The sequence below is a fragment of the Sporolactobacillus sp. CQH2019 genome (assembly GCF_028765345.1).
In the GTDB taxonomy this organism is placed as follows: Bacteria; Bacillota; Bacilli; order Bacillales; family Sporolactobacillaceae; genus Sporolactobacillus.
On record NZ_JARAJZ010000001.1, the window covers coordinates 607,189 to 625,674 of the forward strand.

At 44.4% G+C, this 18,486-nt stretch carries 17 protein-coding genes; 9 read left to right on the forward strand and 8 right to left on the reverse strand.

Annotated features, from left to right (window positions below; translation table 11 throughout):
* Nucleotides 1-623: 623 nt before the first annotated feature.
* Nucleotides 624-1,520 (reverse strand): LysR family transcriptional regulator, encoded by an 897-nt coding sequence (locus OYT88_RS02800; RefSeq protein ID WP_274397833.1) that lies wholly within the window; start codon nucleotides 1,518-1,520, stop codon nucleotides 624-626.
* 197 nt (nucleotides 1,521-1,717) lie between these two features.
* Between OYT88_RS02800 and OYT88_RS02805 the strand changes: the two genes are divergently transcribed.
* From OYT88_RS02805 to OYT88_RS02815, 3 genes are all read left to right on the forward strand, one after another.
* Nucleotides 1,718-2,653 carry an AEC family transporter gene (locus OYT88_RS02805; protein WP_274397834.1) on the forward strand — a complete coding sequence of 312 codons (936 nt, stop codon included), beginning with the start codon at nucleotides 1,718-1,720 and terminating at the stop codon, nucleotides 2,651-2,653.
* Between the two features lie 345 nt (nucleotides 2,654-2,998).
* Nucleotides 2,999-3,646 (forward strand): HAD family hydrolase, encoded by a 648-nt coding sequence (locus OYT88_RS02810; protein WP_274397835.1) that lies wholly within the window; start codon nucleotides 2,999-3,001, stop codon nucleotides 3,644-3,646.
* Nucleotides 3,647-3,944: 298 nt separating this feature from the next.
* The gene (locus OYT88_RS02815; RefSeq protein WP_274397836.1) at nucleotides 3,945-4,184 is read left to right on the forward strand and encodes a hypothetical protein; all 240 of its coding nucleotides are present in this window, start codon (nucleotides 3,945-3,947) and stop codon (nucleotides 4,182-4,184) included.
* Nucleotides 4,185-4,458: 274 nt separating this feature from the next.
* On the opposite strand, the gene OYT88_RS02820 is transcribed toward OYT88_RS02815, so the two are convergent.
* Together OYT88_RS02820 and OYT88_RS02825 are read right to left on the reverse strand one after the other, a co-directional pair.
* Nucleotides 4,459-5,145, reverse strand: coding sequence for an aspartate/glutamate racemase family protein (locus OYT88_RS02820; protein WP_274397837.1), 687 nt, complete (start codon nucleotides 5,143-5,145; stop codon nucleotides 4,459-4,461).
* A gap of 109 nt (nucleotides 5,146-5,254) precedes the next feature.
* Nucleotides 5,255-5,425: an FbpB family small basic protein gene (locus OYT88_RS02825; protein WP_274397838.1), complete on the reverse strand. Its 171-nt coding sequence runs from the start codon at nucleotides 5,423-5,425 to the stop codon at nucleotides 5,255-5,257.
* A 515-nt stretch (nucleotides 5,426-5,940) separates the two neighbouring features.
* Between OYT88_RS02825 and OYT88_RS02830 the strand changes: the two genes are divergently transcribed.
* From OYT88_RS02830 to OYT88_RS02840, 3 genes are all read left to right on the forward strand, one after another.
* Nucleotides 5,941-6,657, forward strand: a complete 717-nt coding sequence (locus OYT88_RS02830) for a MerR family transcriptional regulator (protein WP_274397839.1) — start codon at nucleotides 5,941-5,943, stop codon at nucleotides 6,655-6,657.
* Between the two features lie 594 nt (nucleotides 6,658-7,251).
* A complete protein-coding gene (locus OYT88_RS02835; RefSeq protein ID WP_274397840.1) occupies nucleotides 7,252-8,139 on the forward strand; it encodes a hypothetical protein in 888 nt (295 codons plus the stop codon).
* Between the two features lie 15 nt (nucleotides 8,140-8,154).
* Complete coding sequence (locus tag OYT88_RS02840; protein WP_274397841.1) at nucleotides 8,155-8,628, forward strand: IS3 family transposase; 474 nt, start codon at nucleotides 8,155-8,157, stop codon at nucleotides 8,626-8,628.
* Nucleotides 8,629-9,430: 802 nt separating this feature from the next.
* Here the strand turns inward: OYT88_RS02840 and OYT88_RS02845 are convergent.
* Both OYT88_RS02845 and OYT88_RS02850 read right to left on the reverse strand, forming a co-directional pair.
* On the reverse strand, nucleotides 9,431-10,798 hold the full coding sequence (locus OYT88_RS02845) for a glycoside hydrolase family 1 protein (RefSeq protein WP_274397842.1): 1,368 nt from the start codon (nucleotides 10,796-10,798) through the stop codon (nucleotides 9,431-9,433).
* 54 nt (nucleotides 10,799-10,852) lie between these two features.
* A complete protein-coding gene (locus tag OYT88_RS02850; RefSeq protein WP_274397843.1) occupies nucleotides 10,853-12,712 on the reverse strand; it encodes a beta-glucoside-specific PTS transporter subunit IIABC in 1,860 nt (619 codons plus the stop codon).
* A gap of 443 nt (nucleotides 12,713-13,155) precedes the next feature.
* Between OYT88_RS02850 and OYT88_RS02855 the strand changes: the two genes are divergently transcribed.
* The 3 genes from OYT88_RS02855 to rpiB all read left to right on the forward strand — a co-directional run bounded on the left by OYT88_RS02855 (nucleotide 13,156) and on the right by rpiB (nucleotide 15,491).
* Complete coding sequence (locus OYT88_RS02855; protein WP_274397845.1) at nucleotides 13,156-14,181, forward strand: LacI family DNA-binding transcriptional regulator; 1,026 nt, start codon at nucleotides 13,156-13,158, stop codon at nucleotides 14,179-14,181.
* A 161-nt stretch (nucleotides 14,182-14,342) separates the two neighbouring features.
* Nucleotides 14,343-15,002: a ribulose-phosphate 3-epimerase gene (locus OYT88_RS02860; protein ID WP_274397889.1), complete on the forward strand. Its 660-nt coding sequence runs from the start codon at nucleotides 14,343-14,345 to the stop codon at nucleotides 15,000-15,002.
* 3 nt (nucleotides 15,003-15,005) lie between these two features.
* Nucleotides 15,006-15,491: a ribose 5-phosphate isomerase B gene (gene rpiB, locus OYT88_RS02865; protein WP_274397846.1), complete on the forward strand. Its 486-nt coding sequence runs from the start codon at nucleotides 15,006-15,008 to the stop codon at nucleotides 15,489-15,491.
* A gap of 352 nt (nucleotides 15,492-15,843) precedes the next feature.
* On the opposite strand, the gene OYT88_RS02870 is transcribed toward rpiB, so the two are convergent.
* The 3 genes from OYT88_RS02870 to OYT88_RS02880 all read right to left on the reverse strand — a co-directional run bounded on the left by OYT88_RS02870 (nucleotide 15,844) and on the right by OYT88_RS02880 (nucleotide 18,457).
* Complete coding sequence (locus tag OYT88_RS02870; RefSeq protein WP_274397847.1) at nucleotides 15,844-16,245, reverse strand: DoxX family protein; 402 nt, start codon at nucleotides 16,243-16,245, stop codon at nucleotides 15,844-15,846.
* Between the two features lie 344 nt (nucleotides 16,246-16,589).
* Nucleotides 16,590-17,075, reverse strand: a complete 486-nt coding sequence (locus tag OYT88_RS02875) for an S-ribosylhomocysteine lyase (protein ID WP_274397848.1) — start codon at nucleotides 17,073-17,075, stop codon at nucleotides 16,590-16,592.
* A gap of 188 nt (nucleotides 17,076-17,263) precedes the next feature.
* Nucleotides 17,264-18,457, reverse strand: a complete 1,194-nt coding sequence (locus OYT88_RS02880; RefSeq protein WP_274397849.1) for a M20 metallopeptidase family protein — start codon at nucleotides 18,455-18,457, stop codon at nucleotides 17,264-17,266.
* Between the last annotated feature and the right edge of the window lie 29 nt (nucleotides 18,458-18,486).

An 18,486-nucleotide genomic window follows, 5' to 3' on the forward strand; every position in this document is an offset into this window, starting at 1 on the left:
TCTATTTAACGGCATTTTATACAGGGAATGGAGGTGATCACGATGTTCGGATCCTGCCGGCCCATATATTGCGATCCTCAATATGTCGTACGCGATACCTTTTTCCCGAGGACAGTGCCTGTCGTCCACCCGATCGTTCACATCAACAGACAAAACATAGTTAATGTACCCAGACATTTTTTCCCGCAATCTTTTCAAAACGTTGTTGTTGATCCCGGGTGTCCGTGTCCGCCCGCACGCGGGTTTCACTGGTAATTTGATCGTTTAATGAACCGCTTTTTCTTACCGGCCTTAAGCCGACAGAAGGAATCCGGGTTTCGAGCCGATGCCGAGAAAGAAGCTTTAAAAAGTCCAACTATTTTATAATCAATCAGATCCTTGACGTGCATCCGGGATCTGATTTTTATCATTCTTTTAAGGTTCCGCTTTCGTGCCGAAGCGGATAGGCCATGCCGAAGCGAGGATTCCCGGCCGCCTGAAACCGACGGGAGGATTGCCGGTCCGGGCTTCACAATCGCTTTTTCGACATTTGTTCATGGCTCCCTGCAGATCCGCTTTACAGTCTCGGTGAGAGCTCAACGACCGTTTTGGCTCATATGATTCACTTCAGTTACAGACGGTTGTTACTCCGTTCTGCCGGTCTGTTTATACTCACGGACGATTTCGATAAATTGACGGATACGCTCCGACAATTCCAGCGTCTTCCGGTAGACGAGCATCACCGTTAAAAGCGGCTGTTCCCGATCCGACAGCGGAATGGCGACAATCGGATCGCCGGGCAGGATCGATAAATCGGCAATGAAACTGATCGCCGTTCCGCGGGATACAATCCTTTTCAGTGTATCGATATTGCTGCTGCGATAGATAATGTTCGGGGCGACTCCGGCATGGCGGGCAATCTGTTCAAAAGCGACCGGATTGGCGAAATGACGATTCAGCACGACGAACGGAAAGGCGCTTACCTCCTGAAAACTGACGGACTTCCGCTTTGCCAGCGGGCTGGACGGGCTGACGACAATCTTAAAACGGACGATCTTAAGACGTTCCGTCACTAATTGGTCATGAATCAGCGGCACCACGCTTCCGACCAGCCCAATATCAACATCGCCGCCCACGATGGATCGCAGCACTTCACGCGAGCCGGCTTCATAGGTATATAAGTGATTCAATAAACCTGTTTTTAACAGCTGGTTTGCGACACTGGGGAAAAAATAGCTGCTGATTGTCGGCGACATGCCGAAGCGGATTTTCTGCTGATTCATGGCATTGATTTCCTGATGCGCCAGCCGCCATTCATTCAAAATGGGGCCGACATGATGATACAGCTGTTTGCCGCTGTCGGTAATCCGCAGCTCATTATGAGCATGATTGCGCTCAACCAGCTTTGTTTGAAATTCGTTCTCCATCCTCTTCACCGCCAGCGTAATCGTCGGCTGGCTGACTTTAAAATATCCGGCAACTTTTGTGAAATTCTGATCCTCTACTAATCGATAAAAATATTTTAAGTCCTGGATGTTCATTTCCGCCCGTCCCCGTTATAAATATTTTTTATGACCCTTTGAATATTTGACTATGATTCTAGCATAGATGTATGCTCGTTGGTATCCGGAAATAAGTATTATTAATGGCATTGCAAAATAATCCGTTAGCCGCTCAGCTTTATCTGAAGATCGCTCGTCAATTCCGCTGAGCCCGATCAATCATGGAGGCATTTATATTGGGAACGTTTATTCAGGGCACAGAGGGTGTTTTAGTGATCCTCATTATGATAGGCGTAGGCTATGTACTGGCTCTCCGCGGCTGGTTTGATAAAAGAACCAGCAAGTTAATTGCAAAACTGGTCACACAAATCGGACTGCCGGCGTATATGATCAGCACCATCACGTCTGATTTTAACGGCAAAGAATTGATTGATCTCCTGCCTAATCTCCGTTTTCCGGTTCTCTCAATGATTATTCTGTTCGGCATTTCATTCCTGGCTGTTAAAATATTCGCCGTTCCGCGCAACCACAGCGGACTGTTTAAATCGATGTTCTGCAATTCAAACACGATATTTATCGGTCTGCCGGTAAATATGGCGCTGTTCGGCAGTCAAAGCCTGCCGTACGTACTCGTCTATTATATGGCCAATACGACCTTTTTCTGGACATTGGGAGTTTATCTGATTCAAACAGACGGCGATACCCATACAAAGATCAGCCTGAAATCAATGCTGGAAAAAATCTTTTCCGCACCGCTGTTAGGATTTATCGTCGGCGTTATTCTGGTCCTTCTGCACATAAAGCTGCCGACGTTCCTGATGTCCGATTTCAACTACATCGGCGATCTGACCATTCCTCTGTCGATGCTCTTTATCGGCATTGCGATTCATCAGGCGGGACTGGGCAAGATTCGCCTGAATAGAGATAATCTCGGTATTTTGATCGGCCGATTCATTGCGGCGCCCGCTCTCATGACGCTGCTTGTCTTGCCGGCGCCGATGCCTGCTCTCATGAAAGAGGTTTTTATTCTGCAGTCGGCCATGCCGGTTATGACCAATACGCCCGTCGTTTCCGAACTTTATCATGCCGACTCCGATTATGCGGCCGTCATGGTTACAGAAACGACACTCTTCAGTCTGATTGAAATCCCCATTTTGATGACGATTATTTAGCAAGAAGCCGGATCGGATCCAGCCTATTCAGGACTTCTTTCGCAAAAGGCCCGCGATCTCGGCAAATGCCGGGGTCCCGTTTTTTTTATTTTACCGCTGTCAGGATAAACGTGGTTTGTATGCGGCAAAACGAAGAGAAATAGCGGACATTTCCGGGATTTAACGCCCCTCCGCCGGTTAGGCCGCTTTTCAGAAGAACGGATAAAGCGACCGCGCCGCGAACCGGGCGCAGATGAGTCAAAAGGCTGCTCATTTTTATAGTGTATGGAGACGGTGCATGAAAAAAATGATAGAATAATGCTGCACATGTAATGAAAAGACTCGCAAGCACATTGGGAGGCCGGCATGAATTACAAACATATCATCTTTGATATCGACGGCACACTACTTGACACGGAACATGCTACCCTTCATTCGCTGCAGGATACAATTCGGGAATTGCAGCATCGGACCCTCGCATTATCCGAATTAGGGTTTGCGATGTTTATCCCGGACAAAGAGGCACTGAAGCAGCTGGGCGTTTCGGACATCGGGCACGGCATGCAGGTATGGCAGGATCATTTCAAATTGCATTTATCCACGGTCAGCGTCTTTAAAGGAATTCGCGAGCTGCTGGAAGAATTAAGAAAGAGACGGTATAAACTAGGTATCATAACGTCGGAGGGGAGACAGGAATACAAGCAGGGCTTTCTGCATTTCGGCCTGGAGGGATTCTTTGAGACGGTCATCTGCGCTGAAGACACGGTCCGCCACAAACCCGATCCCGAACCGATGAAAAAATATCTGCAGGCAACAGGCGCATCGGAAAAAGAGGTTCTGTTTATCGGCGACAGTGTCTATGACATGCAGTGTGCTTCGGACGCGGGCGTTAATTGCGGACTGGTTCTGTGGGGCCGCCATTCCGTGCGCCCTATCCGGGCGACATACTATTTCAATGCACCCGGCGACATTTTGAACCTGCTGAACAACGGAACAGCCGGCCTCACTAACTGAAATACAGAGGAGTACTCATTGCGGATCATTGGAAAAGAACAAGATTCCTGAAATGAAAGACGAGATCAAAAGGCTGAAACAAATGAAATAACCCGCTGCCGGTCAGAACCGGCAGTTTTAATTTATGATTTTAGCCGGCTGAGCACGTATAACGTTAGATATAGCCGCCAGCCCGGCTGCGGTCGGCCGCCGTTCCGCCGGTACTCCTGTGCGGGCAGCTTTCCGCAGCGATTAAATTTTCCTGCCGTCCGTTCACTTTTGCCGGCATTCCGATCATACATCCGGGAGACAATAGCCCATGGAGAGCTTGCATTGCCTGTATGAAACCGGCGGGCGGGCAAAAATAGGCTTCTGGGGTTGGTCGACTTTTAAAACCGGATTTTGCTTTTTTCATTGGGTCAATGTTATACCGGGAGGCGTTAAAGTAAATCCGGATGATATTGCCGGAATTCTGCAGGCGGTTTTCAATGGATTGATGCCCCCATTCAGAGATGCAGAATTGCCGCATCATATGGCATTGGCTGAAGTCAGGAATTAAAATTCCGCCAGCGAGGAAAGGCCTGATAGATTGGAGGCTTCGGTCCATTTTAGATGATTGCCTTTCTGTCCTCTCGTTTCGTGGGCCCGTTAAAGGATGCGCAAGCAAGGGTGAGCCGCCACTCGATCTGAACCTGATCGAAAAATGGGAGACATGGCTATATGAAAACTCCGGAATGATATGGGGAAGCAAAAGAGGCAAGGCCTGGACAAAGTGTTGACCAGCGCCTTGAGCCGCCGGTCACCCTATTATCTTTTTTGAACGGATGAGCCGGTTAGGATTCCATTTTTTTCAAAATGCTGTCAATATGGATTTTTGCCGTATCGAATAATGGGAGCTCGGTATCGTCTTTTTTAATAATCAAGGGCAGCTCCGTACACCCGAGGATAACTGCCTGAACGTGATCGTTTTCTTCCATTTTATTGATGATGGCCAGGAAGCGTTCTTTGGTTTCGGCCCTGACAATTCCATACTCCAGCTCTTCAAATATTTTTTTCTGAATAAACTGCCGGTCGACTTCATCCGGTACTATAATTTCGATCTGATCTTTTTTAAAGAGATTTTTATAAAAATCGGCATCCATCGTAAACTTTGTCCCAAGCAATCCGACTTTCCTTTGCCCGGATAAGCGGACGGCCTTTAATGTTTCCTCAACGATGCTGATAAGGGGAATCGGCGATTGATCTTTTAAAGGTTCAAAAACAATATGCGGCGTATTCGAAGCAATGACCCCAAAATCGGCACCCGCCTTTGCCACGTTGCGGACAGCTCTCAGCAAGAATCCGACATACTCGTCGAAGGCCCGGCGCGTTAATAATGCCGTTGAACGGTCAAGATCTACACTGTCGATCACGATCTGAGGAAAACAGCCTGCTTCTTCGTGATATCTGTAAACAATCTGTCTGTAATATTCCAATGTCGATTCGGCGCCTAATCCGCCGACTATTCCCGCTTTCTTCATGCGATATCTCTAATACCTCCAATCAAGCGACGGCTTGCTTTTTACAGAGCCTTCTCCAACCGCGTCTCTCAGCTATAATAACACAGACTAAATCCCGTTCTTCCCTGGTTCAGATCTCCTTGAAACCCCTGCGTCTGGTTTTATTTTTTCCCTGACCGGTATTTTGAGTCAGCTTTCGATCAAGCACGGAATCAATATTACTCAATGCGTCTTCATCCTGCCAAATGTTCGATATGTTTTTTTGGACCAGCTCATTAAGTGACAATTTTCGTTTTCTCATGCTCGCTCCTTTAATTCCAAGTAATTAAATATGTTTAATGTGCTTACGGTTAACATTATATTGAAAAAGCAATTTTGTCAATAAAGGCATCCTTTAAATACCGATTGTCCGGACTCCCGCCGTGAAGAAAGACGATTACTCACACTATAATTACCAAAATCCCCTCGGCTCACATATCCGGACGGGCGGAAGTGCGAATCCGTCATCTAAAAGCATCAAAATCATGATCGCTAAAAGGCCAATCATCATTCCTTTTTTTCTTTTCTTTTTTAAAAAGCGATTCAAAAAAATCAACATTTATAACGACAGAGCAATCCGGACATCACACCTGAATCTGGCTTATTTTACCTGCATCATTTTTTAGATTTCATTTTATGCTTATGCCAACCATCGATTAACGGATATACTTTTAACATAGCATCAGCAGAAATCTATTTGATAAAAAATCATCTTACGTCATCTCTTGCTCGTGACGCTGCGTGATAAGATAGGCTAAGGGCAAGGAGGTGAGTTCTATGTCGCAGTACACAACCGGAGAACTGGCTAAACTGTGCAACGTTTCTGTTCGAACGGTACAGTTTTATGATGCTAAAGACCTGCTGAAACCATCGGAGCGTACGGAAGGCGGCCGACGTCTGTATTCGGACAATGACATGAGCAAACTGCGCTTGATTTGTATGCTGAAAGCTCTGGGACTGACGCTCGGATCGATTAAAGGCATATTGGACAGCGACAGCCCCGCCAAATTCTTGCTATTACTGCTTGATGAGCAGGCGAAACAGATCGGCGGCGACATTAAAGACAAACAGAAACAGTTGGATTCGATTAAGATGATCAAGGAAAGCATCCGCAATACAAACAGAATTCCGGTGAATTCCATAAGCGACGTAGAGCGTATGATGAATAGCCAAAAGAAACTGAAAAAAACGCACGCGATCATGCTTATCCTCGGCCTTATCATGGATGCTATTCAAATCGTGGCACTGATTCTTTGGATCATAAGGGGCATCTGGCAGCCTTTTGCAATCGGAATGCCGCTCGTCATTTTGCTGGGAGTCTGGATGACCTGGATGTACAGCAAAAACACAGATTATATCTGCGTGGCATGCAACACACAGTTTAAGCCGACACTGGGTCAATTTCTATTTTCCAAGCACACACCCAGGACACGAAAGTTAAAGTGCCCCAAATGCGGGCATACCGGGTACTGTGTTGAGGTCGCTTCTAAATAACCGGAGAATGAAAAATTCAACAAAAGGATACCCCTGACATGGGATTTTGTGATATCCCCTATTCCGGCCAAAAAAGAGCGGATAAAAATCACCGGAAGGGTATCGTTCCAGCTGATCCCATTCTGCTGTAAATGGACTAAGGCCCTGTTATCATTTTCTGATTCTGTTTTGATGCCGTTCCTGTTCCATAGATTCGCTGCCCCCGAGGAATGTACGCGGAAATTCATCTGACCGTCAGCGGCGGCGGACCGCTGCCCAATCGACAGGAAATGCCGGCAGATCATTTAAAAAGCAAGGGTTCAAAAGGCCTATAGTTTTCTGTCGGAACCTGTCGAATCAGGTTTGAATAGCGTGAAAAGAGATGAAAATCCAGGAACTTTTCCCTGTTCAATATTTTGTCACACTTTTCTATAATACAAAGGAATGCATGAGGAGAAATCAGAAATCGAAGCTCTCGGCAGAGTTTCGGTTTTTTTTTTCAGGTGAAATGAAATCGTCTCTGCGAAATGATAGAACCATTTTCCCGGAACGAACGAAGTACCCAAAATAAAGGGGCGATGAATAATCAACGGTTGACGCTTGCCGCCTCAATCAATGAAAGGCGGTAACGGAAGCATGGGAGAGGATGTTTCTTACCGGAGCGGTTCATGGGACGACATGGGCCGGGCGATCGCTCAAATTTCATCCTGGGGCGGCGCGCTGGAGCGCATGCAGCGGATGGACCGGACCCTTCAGCAGATCCAGAAGGCGATTGACGATCTGGACGAGGACCGGCGCCTCTGGTTTTCGTACAAAAGCCAGGCCGGGGCGCTCGACAAACTGGGCCAGGACTACCGGAAACTGGGCACCTTTACGGGTGAGGCCGGCAATGCGGTCAGCCGCCACATCGACGATCCCTTTTACAAACAGATGGATGCCTTTGCCGCGGAAATGGCGCAGGTTTCAATCAGCCAGTACCACACCCCAAACACGCTGAACGTCAAGGAATACCAAGCAGCCAGCCCGCTCGCCTCCGTCGCCGCCTATGAGCCAGTGACCAAACAGTCGATCACATTCGACGATCTCTTTAACAGCAGCAGCCTGATGGCTGCCTCGCTGAAAAAGGAATACGAAGCCTACCGGGCCGCGGCCGGGAAACAGGCCGGCGGCGTGACTTTCGATCAGTACAAAGAGGGCATCCAGTACAGCCGCGGCTTCGACTACCGGTCGATCAAAGACAAGCAGATGGACCAGGAGTTCTGGGTGAACCTCGGCATCGGAGCGGCGATTGTCATTCTGACGATTGCCTGCCCGGCCGGGATTACGGCGGGTGCCGCCTACGGGGCGATGCAGCTGACCGATGCGGCCACCGGGACGAACCTGATCTCCGGGCGGAAGCTGAGCACGGAAGAGCGGGTCACAGAGGGCGTCTTCGGCGTGCTGGACGTGATCCCCGCTTTCAAGGCCGCCGGCGCTTTCAGCGCAATCGGCCGGAACCTGTGATGGATCTTTATTCCGATGAAATTCTATCCTTTGCGATCAGTGGCCATTTCAACTGTAGCTTTTGCGCTCAAGCCTCTTCATGAGGCACTGGAGGGTCTTCCCGAGCATCACTATCGTACCTATGTCCATACAGATCAAGGGTTCCAATATCAGAGTTATGCCTGGCGTAAGGAACTTAAATCGCATCGGGTCTGTCAGAGTATGTCCCGTAAGGCCACCTGTTTAGACAATGCCCAGATGGAAAGTTTCTTTCACATCATGAAGGCTGAGACAGTAAGTGCTCATGATTATCAGACTCAGGAAGAACTGGAAAGGGCCATGCGTGAATGGATTAAGTACTATAATAAATCCAGGATCAAAGAAAAGCTCGGTGGCCTAAGTCCGATTGACTACCGGATTTCGACTACCGAGCAAGTAGCAAAAACTATGTCCAACTTTTGGGGTTCAGATCAGAAGGACGGCTTCTTTTCTGAATGTTTAATTTTTTAATTAATTAACATACTCCGACAGACTTTGCAAAAAAAGACAACTAATATAAAAAAAAGACAACCATTCACACCAATAATAGTAAAACAGGGATAGCTAAAAGGTCAATCACCATCCCTTTTTTGTCCTTCTCTTTTTTGGAAAGCAGCACAAAAAATCGACTAAGGAAATTAGCATGTATAACAACAGAGCGATCCTAACATCAAGTTTAAATATAACGACAACTGCGAGGAAAATCATCAAAAATAGCAGCGGCCAATGGATATTGTCATAGGCTTCTATAAATCTTTTATACACAAGCATTCCCCCGTTTATCGTTTTTTTAAGACAAGATGTTTCATTCCATTAAACATAATCAAAGAAAGATGCAGTATGAAGAAAAAGCTGCCATTCCGCAACACGGGCAGTATTATTTACTATTATTGCTCCCACAGTATCCAAAGGGCTTGCAGCTCATTAAATGGCAAAAGCCCGAGAGCCGCTCCTCAGCAATTGTATCAGCATTCACATCTAAAATAAAAGATAAAACGATTTACATTAAAAAAGCTTCCTAATTAATGGCATCCGGATAGAGCATATGTACACAAACAACGCGATATAAGACATTACATTAGTTAATTTAGCTTCATCAGAAAATATGAAAACAAATCATTTTATTAAAGAAGTACGCCCCCTTTGAGGCGTACTTCTTATATTTATGATGTTTATGTCTTTATCCCTGACGTTTCTGCCTCTCTGGTCAGCGCTTGGAGAAATCAATTATTCCCCTGAACGCCTGATCATCCATTCAATCCGCCGATATTCCTTATTTGTTGCTGAGGTCGGCTCCATTGGTCTCAATGACCTTTTTATACCAGTAAAGACTGTCTTTCTTTGTTCGTTTTAAAGTGGCCTTATCCACATAGACGAAACCATATCTTTTCTCAAACCCTTCTCTTGTTGAATAAAGATCGGTTGCCGACCATGTGAGATAGCCTATCAGATCCACACCGTCTGCTTCAGCCTCCTTCATTCGTTCAATATGGGCAGCTAAATATTGAATACGATAATCATCGTGGACGGCATCGTTCTCGATTTTGTCACGATGACCCAGTCCGTTCTCTAAAATAAGAATGGGCAATTGATAACGATGGTAGAAATCTTCCAGGTAATGTTTAAAACCATACGGATCAATATTCCATCCCCACTCCGTTTGTTTGACAAACGGATTTGTTATTTTAATACCGTTCATCTGCTGGGAATCCTTTTCGATCAGATCTTCCGCACCGACCGCTGAAGACATATAGTAAGTTAAAGACATAAAATCAGGTTCAACGGACTTAATCTGTTCCAAATCGCCATCGTGTATGATTTGATCAAAATTAATGCCTTCATATTGTTTCAGCAGATAGGCTGGATATTTTCCCCTGAAATACACATCCCCGGGCGCATAGCCGATTCGTTTCATAAATTCGTCGCAGGCCTCGACATCTTTTGGATTGCAGGTCTTAGGGTATACACAAATATTACCGATATTTCCTCCGGCTTTTGCTTCCGGATCCACTTGATGGACAATCTTTGTTGCCGCGGCATAGGCTAAATTAAAATGATGCTCCAGTCGAAAGACCTCTTCCCTGCTTTTTGCTCTGTAGCCCGTCATATATTCTGAGTCCAATGACAAGAAGTTCTGTTCGTTAAAAGGGATCCAGTACTTCACTCTGCCTTTATAATAATGGACAACTGTTTCAACATAGCGCGTATAGGCCTTGATGCATTCACGATTCATCCATCCGTTATATTTTTTTAATAAAGCAAGCGGGAGATCATACGCATATAACGTAACAACCGGTTGAATTTTATATTTTTCCAGTTCGCTTAGTATACGATCATAGAAAGCCAATCCTTCTTTGCTCGCTTCCGGATCATCGCCATTCGGGAAAATACGTGTCCATGCCATGGAAAATCGATAAATTTGAAATCCGATTTCACCATAAAGAGCTATATCTTGCTGATAATGTGTATAGTGATCGGATGCCCTTTTAAATCCGGGAAAATCGGAGTTAGCGGACATACCGGAAACTTTTCGAACATCGGCAATTGATAATCCTTTTCCTCCTTTGTCCCACCCTCCTTCAAATTGCTGTGCGTTTGTCGAACTGCCCCAGAGAAAATTCCTTTTAAATGCTGTTCCCAAAAATAGTCCCTTCTTTCAATAATGCCTGCTGAAAACGTATTCCGAAAGGACAACTCATTCCACTAATGCTTCCATGACAGTGGTTCCATGTGATTGGATACCTGTCTTAAGCAGTTGGACGTCTTTATAATCTTGCGTGTTGGTCACAATCACCGGGGTACTTATATCGTATCCTGCTTTTTTAATTGAATCTAAATCAAACGTTATCAATAACTGCCCTTTTTGAACCCTGGCACCTTGTGTCACATGACTCTCAAAATATTTTCCGTTTAATTCCATTGTATTAATTCCTATGTGAATCATAATTTCGGTGCCGTTGTCGGATTGTATACCAATCGCATGACGCGTCGGAAATAACATCTTGACAACGCCGCTGACGGGTGCATACACATTTCCATCAGAAGGGTTAATCACGAATCCTGAGCCCATACTTCCATCCGCAAAGGCAGGATCGGGACTCGCCGATAGTTTCGATATTTTTCCGGAAACAGGCGCTTCAATGAATTGCTGTTTAATAGCTAATGGGGTACTCTCTACCATTTTCGCATTTTTATCGGCAGTCTCGCCGGAATTTTCGTCAAAGCCAAGTATCATTGTGGCAATAGCCCCCACGACAAAACAAATGGCCAAACCAATGACATAGTAAACAAACGTGGATCCGACAAAAGCGGGTAATGTCGTTAAGCCCCCAAAGACAAAGGCAAATGCCTTGGTCTGCATACCGCCTATAAAGGCACCGCCTGCCGCACCGCCAATGATGGCACCGATCAAAGGCCGTTTATATCTCACGGCTACTCCATAAATTGCCGGTTCTGTAATCCCCGCAAAGAAAATAGACAGCAAAGCGGACATTGTATATGATTTCGTCTTTTTATTTTTGGTCTTAAGGAAAGTACCGAGCGTCGCACCGGCCATTCCGAAATTGGCTGCTGCTGTTAACGGAACAATTTTATCAAACCCGAGTGTGCTAATATCAGTAATCATTATTGGATTGACTGCCCATTGGAGACCGAAGATTACAAATACATTCCAGATTCCGCCGATTAACATACCGGCAATCCACCCGTTCGATTGAATGAGCCAGTTGATGACATTAGCGATTCCTTCGCCCGTATAGACGCCAAACGGGCCGAATAATCCTGCAGTTACAGGGACCATAAGAAACAGCGAGATTAAAGGAACAAATAAAAGCTGTAGGTTCTCATAAATATGTTTCTTAAGAAACTTTTCAAGATATGACTGACACCAGATAGCTAGAATCGCGGGAATGACAGTTGATGTGTAGGTCATAGTAACAATGGGAAGACCAAAGAAATGCGTGATCACACCATTCCCGTGAGACCCCATAATGTTTGTAAACTCAGGCATAATCAGTGCGCCCATAATGGCTGCAGAAACGTATAAGTTCGCACCAAATTTTTTCGCCGTTGTAAACGCAAGCAAAATCGGAAGAAAATAGAAAACAGAAGTCGAAGCCGCTGTCAGAATGTGATAGGTTCCGGACGTATCTGACAGCCAGCCAATTTGTGTAAATAACAGGACTAAACCGCGCAGAACACCTGAACCGGCAAGCAATGGAAGCAAAGGTGTGAAAATCCCTGCTATTGTGTCGAAAACTTTAGTTAAAATATTCCCGTTGCTTTTATAGGAGGTACTGTTTGACCCTTCGCCAAGATGTGTTTCTGAGATTAAATCATCATAAACACTAGGTACACTGGGACCAATGACAACCTGAAACTGACCGCCTTTTTCAACGATACTTAGAATGCCGGACGTATTTTCCAAAACGTTCCTTTTAACTTTGTTGTTGTCTTTCAGGGTCATTCTAAGGCGTGTCGCACAATGTGTGATTGTGTTGATATTGTTCTCACCGCCGACTAAACCTAGTATTTTCTTTCCCAAACTTTCCGACATTTTTATCATCTCTTTCTATAAAAATTATTTCTGTACAGAAGCTGACAAATTCATTTGATAGACGATGTGTACGATTTTATAAGAATCCGTATAGAAATGCACATCAATAGAGCAAGTTTTCTTGATTAGTCTGCTGCCCCTCTCCTTATGGATCATTAAGTTTTCAGGCGTAAGCTAGGAAAACGTTTTCTCATAAACGGCAAAAAAATAATATATAGGGTAATCGTTTTCTCATGGCACAGCCTTAATATAACATAAGATTTTTTTGTTGTAAAGCGGTTTCATCTATTTACATACAGTTGTAAATTATTTCCTCATCGCTATGCTTAAAAAAACAGGATCTCAGAAGAAGCAGATAGTTTTAACAAACAAATATTTGTACATATTTATGACTTATATTATCATATTAACAAATACTGTCTAAAATAGATTAGGTGAGCGCTATGAATAAGAAAAACATTTCAATTAAAGAAATTGCCAAGCTGAGCGGAGTTTCAGTCGCTACAGTGTCTCGTGTGATTAACAATAACGGGAGATTTTCCGAAGAAACACGCAAGAAAATCCTCAAAATAATTGAAGAAAATAATTACAGCACCAACGTTATAGCTAAAAGTTTACGCATGAAAAAATCTAATACGATCGGCATCATGGTGCCGGATATTAGTAATTTCTTCTTTTCCAGCATTGTTCAGGAAATCGAAAGAATCATGTTCGAGCAGGGATATTCGACAATTATTTGCAACACGGCCAGAAATATAGACAAAGAAACGGCTTATTTAAGAATGCTGGAAAGTAAAATGATCGACGGCCTTATCGTTATTTCGGGATTAAGAGAATTCGGGATCGAAAATATGTCAAAACAGATTCCTCTCGTTTGTATCGATAGAAAGCCTAAAGATACTGATAATACAGCTTTTATCGAATCCGACCATTTGGAAGGCGCCAAGCTGGCTACCACAGAACTCATTAACGCCGGAGCAACAAAAATAATTATCATGATGCACGCCTTAACGTCTTCGTCACAAGAGGCTCGTTTAAATGGCTTTGTAAGCGTTTTTAAACAGCGGCGCATCCCCATAAGCGATAATAACATCGTCAAAATTCCTAAAATGAACAAAGAAGAAGAAGTTATTTATATAAGAAATTTTTTACAAAATAATTGTGTTCTCAGCAAGAGTATTAATGGGATATTTGCTATTAATGATTCCATAGGCATTACAATCTTAAAAGAAGCAAAGACACTCGGAATAAATGTTCCCCTTGATTTAAAGGTTATTGGTTTCGATAATATACCGGAAGCAAGTATCATTACACCCGGGTTAAGCACCATTAAACAAGACTACAAACAAATAGCTAAAAAGGCATGTGAGACTTTGATCAATAGCATTAAAAGCCCTGACACTATTACTCCGGTAAGACAAGAAATTCCAGTGACATTAATTAAGAGAGGATCAACAACAGGTATTTAACTAAACCAGGTGTTGACATTTGTGATCGGCCATAGTTATAATATATTTCGTAAAGGGTAATCGTTTTCTCAATTTAATTTTAGATTTATCTGCTTATGGCTGACAATACAATTATGATCATTTATTCGCATGGGTAAACAATTACTCAAAGGGAGGCTATTATTATGAAAAAAATACTCCTGCCTTCTATGATGTGTGCCGATTTTTCATCATTAAATAGAGAAGTTAAAGAACTGGACGCTGCAGGAGCAGATGGATTTCACATGGATATAATGGACGGCCATTATGTTCCGAATTTCGGCATTAGTCCGGAAGATTATGCTGTCATCAGAAGCGCTACCAAAAAGACAATGGATGCTCACTTAATGATCCAAGAGCCTTCAAATTACATCAATTATTTTCATGAATTAGGGGCCAATATTATTTATATTCATCCTGACAGTGATAAGCATCCCGCACGGACAATAGATTCAATACACAATCTTGATATTAAAGCCGGAATAGCAATAAACCCTGATATTTCAATTGAAGTTATTAAGTCTCTGCTGGATCTAACCGACTACGTTTTGGTCATGACGGTTAATCCCGGATTTTCCGGTCAAAAATATTTAAATTATGTCGATAAGAAGATCATCCGTTTAATTGAACTAAGAAACTCATATCATTATCAAATTGTTGTTGATGGAGCAATTACGCCTGATAAAATGACATATTTACATGGACTCGGTGTTGACGGCTTTGTGCTTGGTACTTCAGCACTATTTAATAAACCGGATTCATATCGGTCCATATTAAATAGCTTACACAAAAAGGAGCAATGACCCATGACTAAAATCGCGATTGGATCGGATCATGTCGGCTATATTTTAAAACCGGCCATTGTTGATTATTTAAAAGAACTGGGCTATGACGTCCATGATTTCGGTGCTTATGATCAAAAAAGAACAGATTATCCGATTTATGGGAAAAAAGTTGCCGAAGAAGTCGCCTCTGGAAATTATGATCTTGGTATCTTAATTTGCGGCACCGGAATCGGTATTTCAATCTCTGCTAATAAAGTTAAGGGCATCAGGGCCGTCGCATGCAGCGATCCATACTCCGCAGAGTTGTCCAGGCGGCATAACAACACAAATATTTTGGCTTTCGGATCACGAGTTGTGGGCAGCGAATTGGCAAAAATGATTGTAAAATCGTGGTTAGATGCAAAGTTTGAAGGCGGCCGCCATCAGCGCCGCATCGATGAAATAAGCGATATTGAAAATAATGATGCAATAGATTTCGAAAAGAATGTTAAAGCAGGAGAAAAGTAACACAATTTTATATAAACAGGCGTCATTGGGCTATCCTTCACGGGTAGTCCTTTTTTGAACTGTTTCTGTTTCATCTTCATCGTATTTCATTTTATATGCGTCTTATATTCGTCGATTCTGCATTTCTCATTAGAATCACCGCTATGAAAAATCTGTCTCAGAGACAGCCCGTTCTGGCTGCGCATTTTAGAAAAAGCATTCAGGCCTGTTTATTCAAAATCTGTGTGCCGTCTTGTCATAGCCGATTATTTTTTCTAAATTCTTCCTTCAGGTTAATAACCGGATAAACCGTCCCGATGGCTTTTTTCAAATGATAAAAAATCCCCGGCCTTATGTGCCGGGGAACAGGGTGTTAACCGAAAAGGAGTGCGTCGACGGAATACGATCCGGCACCGGTCAAAGCGAGTCCGACGGCCGCTGCTATAATCAGCAGGTTATATTCGTAGCCGTTTTTAGTGGCCCAATAACCGTTCTTTCCGTGGACCGTCACGACCGCAACCACCATCGTAACTGCGATGATCAGTCCGGCCAGCGGCGTCAGCAATCCAACGGTCAGTAGTGCACCGCCGAGGAGTTCGGCTAAGCCGGAAAGCACTGCCATCGGGAAGCCGGGCTTAACGCCAATCGACTGAAAAAATCCGGACGTTTGTTTCAGCCCGGGACCGCCGAACCAGCCGAATAATTTCTGGGCACCGTGGCCGATAAAGGATAGGCCCAGAATCAGGCGAATAATCAATAATCCGAAACTTAACATAAGAATCACTCCATCTAAAAATAATATCGCCTTTTATCATAAACATAGAGAAAATAATTTTCAAATCATCTGCTCAAAAAACGCATCCCCGGATTGTCCGAGAATGCGTTTGGTCCGAAACAGTGCCGCTGGATGATCTCAACACGGAGATTACCGATGAGCATTCGGATTCGTTTATCCATCTCCGCTATAAGGTCATTCACAGCGGATTCAATCCGTCCGGGTGAAAGAGAAAGACAAGGCCCTCCGGAAAGAGATAAAGCACCCGTCCGGTCGCACGGAAGCGATCCGGTCATCGACAGGATCTGAACATAATCCCACCCTGCACTGGACAAATTTCAAAATCACAGGGATTCCGTCACGACTTTCCGTTCAAAAGGATCCGAGCTGATCCCTTCCGCCACAATTTTCTTTGCCCATTCTTTCGCGGAAAAGAGTGAATGGTCGCGATAATTACCGCAGCTTTCAATCGTTGTTCCCTGAACATCATTCCATGTCGCCGGTCCGGCGATAAATTCCAGGGAACCCTTCAGCGCTTTGGCAACATTCACCGGATCGTGTTCGCCCCATAGAATTAAATGAAAACCGGTCCGGCAGCCAAACGGTGAGCAGTCGATGACACCGTCAAGCCGGTCCCGCAGCAGACTGGCCAGCATGTGTTCGATCGTGTGCAGTCCGGCTGTCGGGATCGCATTTTCATTGGGCTGAACCAAACGCAAATCATAATTCTGGATGATATCGCCCTTGGGCCCGTTCTGCGTGGCAATTAATCGAACATAAGGGGCTTTGACTTTCGTATGATCAAGGGTAAAACTCTCAACTTTCGCCATGATTAAGATCTCCTCACATCGTTTATATTTTTGTTTGCGAAGTGCGATGAAAAATCGGGGCGTGCTTTTCCGGCCCTCAATGCACTGTTTTCCTGATCTTCAACTAAAAGGTCCTGCCGAGTTTCATTATACAACAGAAAGCTTATCTCCTGAAGTTTCTGCCTCTCTGCAGAAAACCCTTCAGACATTCAAACGATTTCTTTGCTGATGCTTAGAAATAGTGCAACTCCTTCTGCCAAAGAGTCTTCATCAAGGTTAAAAAACGGGCTGTGATGCGGATAATCCGTTCCTTTTCGGACATTTTTTGTACCAACAAAGATAAAACCGGCCGGTACATAGTGAGAACAGAAAGCAAAATCCTCACCGGCTAACGTCGGCTTTAAATGAACAATTTTGTCGCTTCCGAGATACTTTTCGATCGCCTGTTCAACCAGGGCAGTGGCCTTTCTGTCATTAACCACCGGAAGCGATGGCAGTTCCCCATCCGGCAGCCCGTCCGTCTCAAAATGGAGCGTATAGGTTGAATGATACAAGTGATCGATATTGTCCAGCACCTCAACCAGTCCGCTTTTTATTTTTTCCAGTGTATCCCTATCCAGAGCACGGATCGTCCCCCCAAATTTCACGAAGTCCGGAATAACATTATGACTGGATCCCCCATGGAAATAGGTGACAGAAAGAGCCCTCGGTGCAATCGGGTCGACACACCTGTTTATGAATTGATTGACTGTGCTGATAACGGATACAGCTATATTGACAGGATCAATCGTTTCATTGACTTTTCCGGCATGACCTCCCTTTCCGTCAATTTCAATATCAAAAGCTTCCCCCGCCGCCATGGCAGGTCCGTAGACAATCCCGTATTTCCCTGTTTCAAGAGGAGACCACAGATGAAGCGCGAACGCCTGATCCACTCCGCTAAGGATGCCTGTATTCAGAATACTTCTTGCGCCGCCGACTTCTTCAGCCGGTTGAAAAACAAATCTTACCTCACCCTTAAGACTCTCCCGATGTCGGCCGAGAATCTTGGCAACGGCGAGCAGGATCGCCGTGTGTCCATCGTGACCGCAGGCATGCATGACACCGTCATTTTGTGATGTATAACTTAGACGATTTTTCTCATGAATCGGCAGGGCATCAATATCCGCTCGATAAAGCACTGTTTTCCCAGGATCATCCCCTTTTAAACGGGCAACAACTCCCGTTTTTGTCGGTTTCTCCAAGATAAAGCCACAATGAAAAGATTCTAGCAGATTGCAAATAAAACGCGTCGTGTTATATTCCTTAAAAGATAACTCAGGATTTTGATGGAGATATCTTCGCCAGCTGATTAATTCATCCTTTACTTGTTCAATTTCTCGTTCTATATCCAGATTATCCATAAGCATCATCTCTTTAGAAATATATCGAA

Bases quoted from the DNA above. Each gene is read 5' to 3' on its own strand.
- OYT88_RS02800 (WP_274397833.1), bottom strand. From the start codon at position 1,520: ATGAACATCCAGGACTTAAAATATTTTTATCGATTAGTAGAGGATCAG.
- OYT88_RS02810 (WP_274397835.1), top strand. From the start codon at position 2,999: ATGAATTACAAACATATCATCTTTGATATCGACGGCACACTACTTGAC.
- OYT88_RS02815 (WP_274397836.1), top strand. From the start codon at position 3,945: ATGGAGAGCTTGCATTGCCTGTATGAAACCGGCGGGCGGGCAAAAATA.
- OYT88_RS02820 (WP_274397837.1), bottom strand. From the start codon at position 5,145: ATGAAGAAAGCGGGAATAGTCGGCGGATTAGGCGCCGAATCGACATTG.
- OYT88_RS02825 (WP_274397838.1), bottom strand. From the start codon at position 5,425: ATGAGAAAACGAAAATTGTCACTTAATGAGCTGGTCCAAAAAAACATA.
- OYT88_RS02830 (WP_274397839.1), top strand. From the start codon at position 5,941: ATGTCGCAGTACACAACCGGAGAACTGGCTAAACTGTGCAACGTTTCT.
- OYT88_RS02835 (WP_274397840.1), top strand. From the start codon at position 7,252: ATGAAAGGCGGTAACGGAAGCATGGGAGAGGATGTTTCTTACCGGAGC.
- OYT88_RS02840 (WP_274397841.1), top strand. From the start codon at position 8,155: ATGAAATTCTATCCTTTGCGATCAGTGGCCATTTCAACTGTAGCTTTT.
- OYT88_RS02850 (WP_274397843.1), bottom strand. From the start codon at position 12,712: ATGTCGGAAAGTTTGGGAAAGAAAATACTAGGTTTAGTCGGCGGTGAG.
- OYT88_RS02855 (WP_274397845.1), top strand. From the start codon at position 13,156: ATGAATAAGAAAAACATTTCAATTAAAGAAATTGCCAAGCTGAGCGGA.
- rpiB (WP_274397846.1), top strand. From the start codon at position 15,006: ATGACTAAAATCGCGATTGGATCGGATCATGTCGGCTATATTTTAAAA.
- OYT88_RS02870 (WP_274397847.1), bottom strand. From the start codon at position 16,245: ATGTTAAGTTTCGGATTATTGATTATTCGCCTGATTCTGGGCCTATCC.
- OYT88_RS02875 (WP_274397848.1), bottom strand. From the start codon at position 17,075: ATGGCGAAAGTTGAGAGTTTTACCCTTGATCATACGAAAGTCAAAGCC.
- OYT88_RS02880 (WP_274397849.1), bottom strand. From the start codon at position 18,457: ATGGATAATCTGGATATAGAACGAGAAATTGAACAAGTAAAGGATGAA.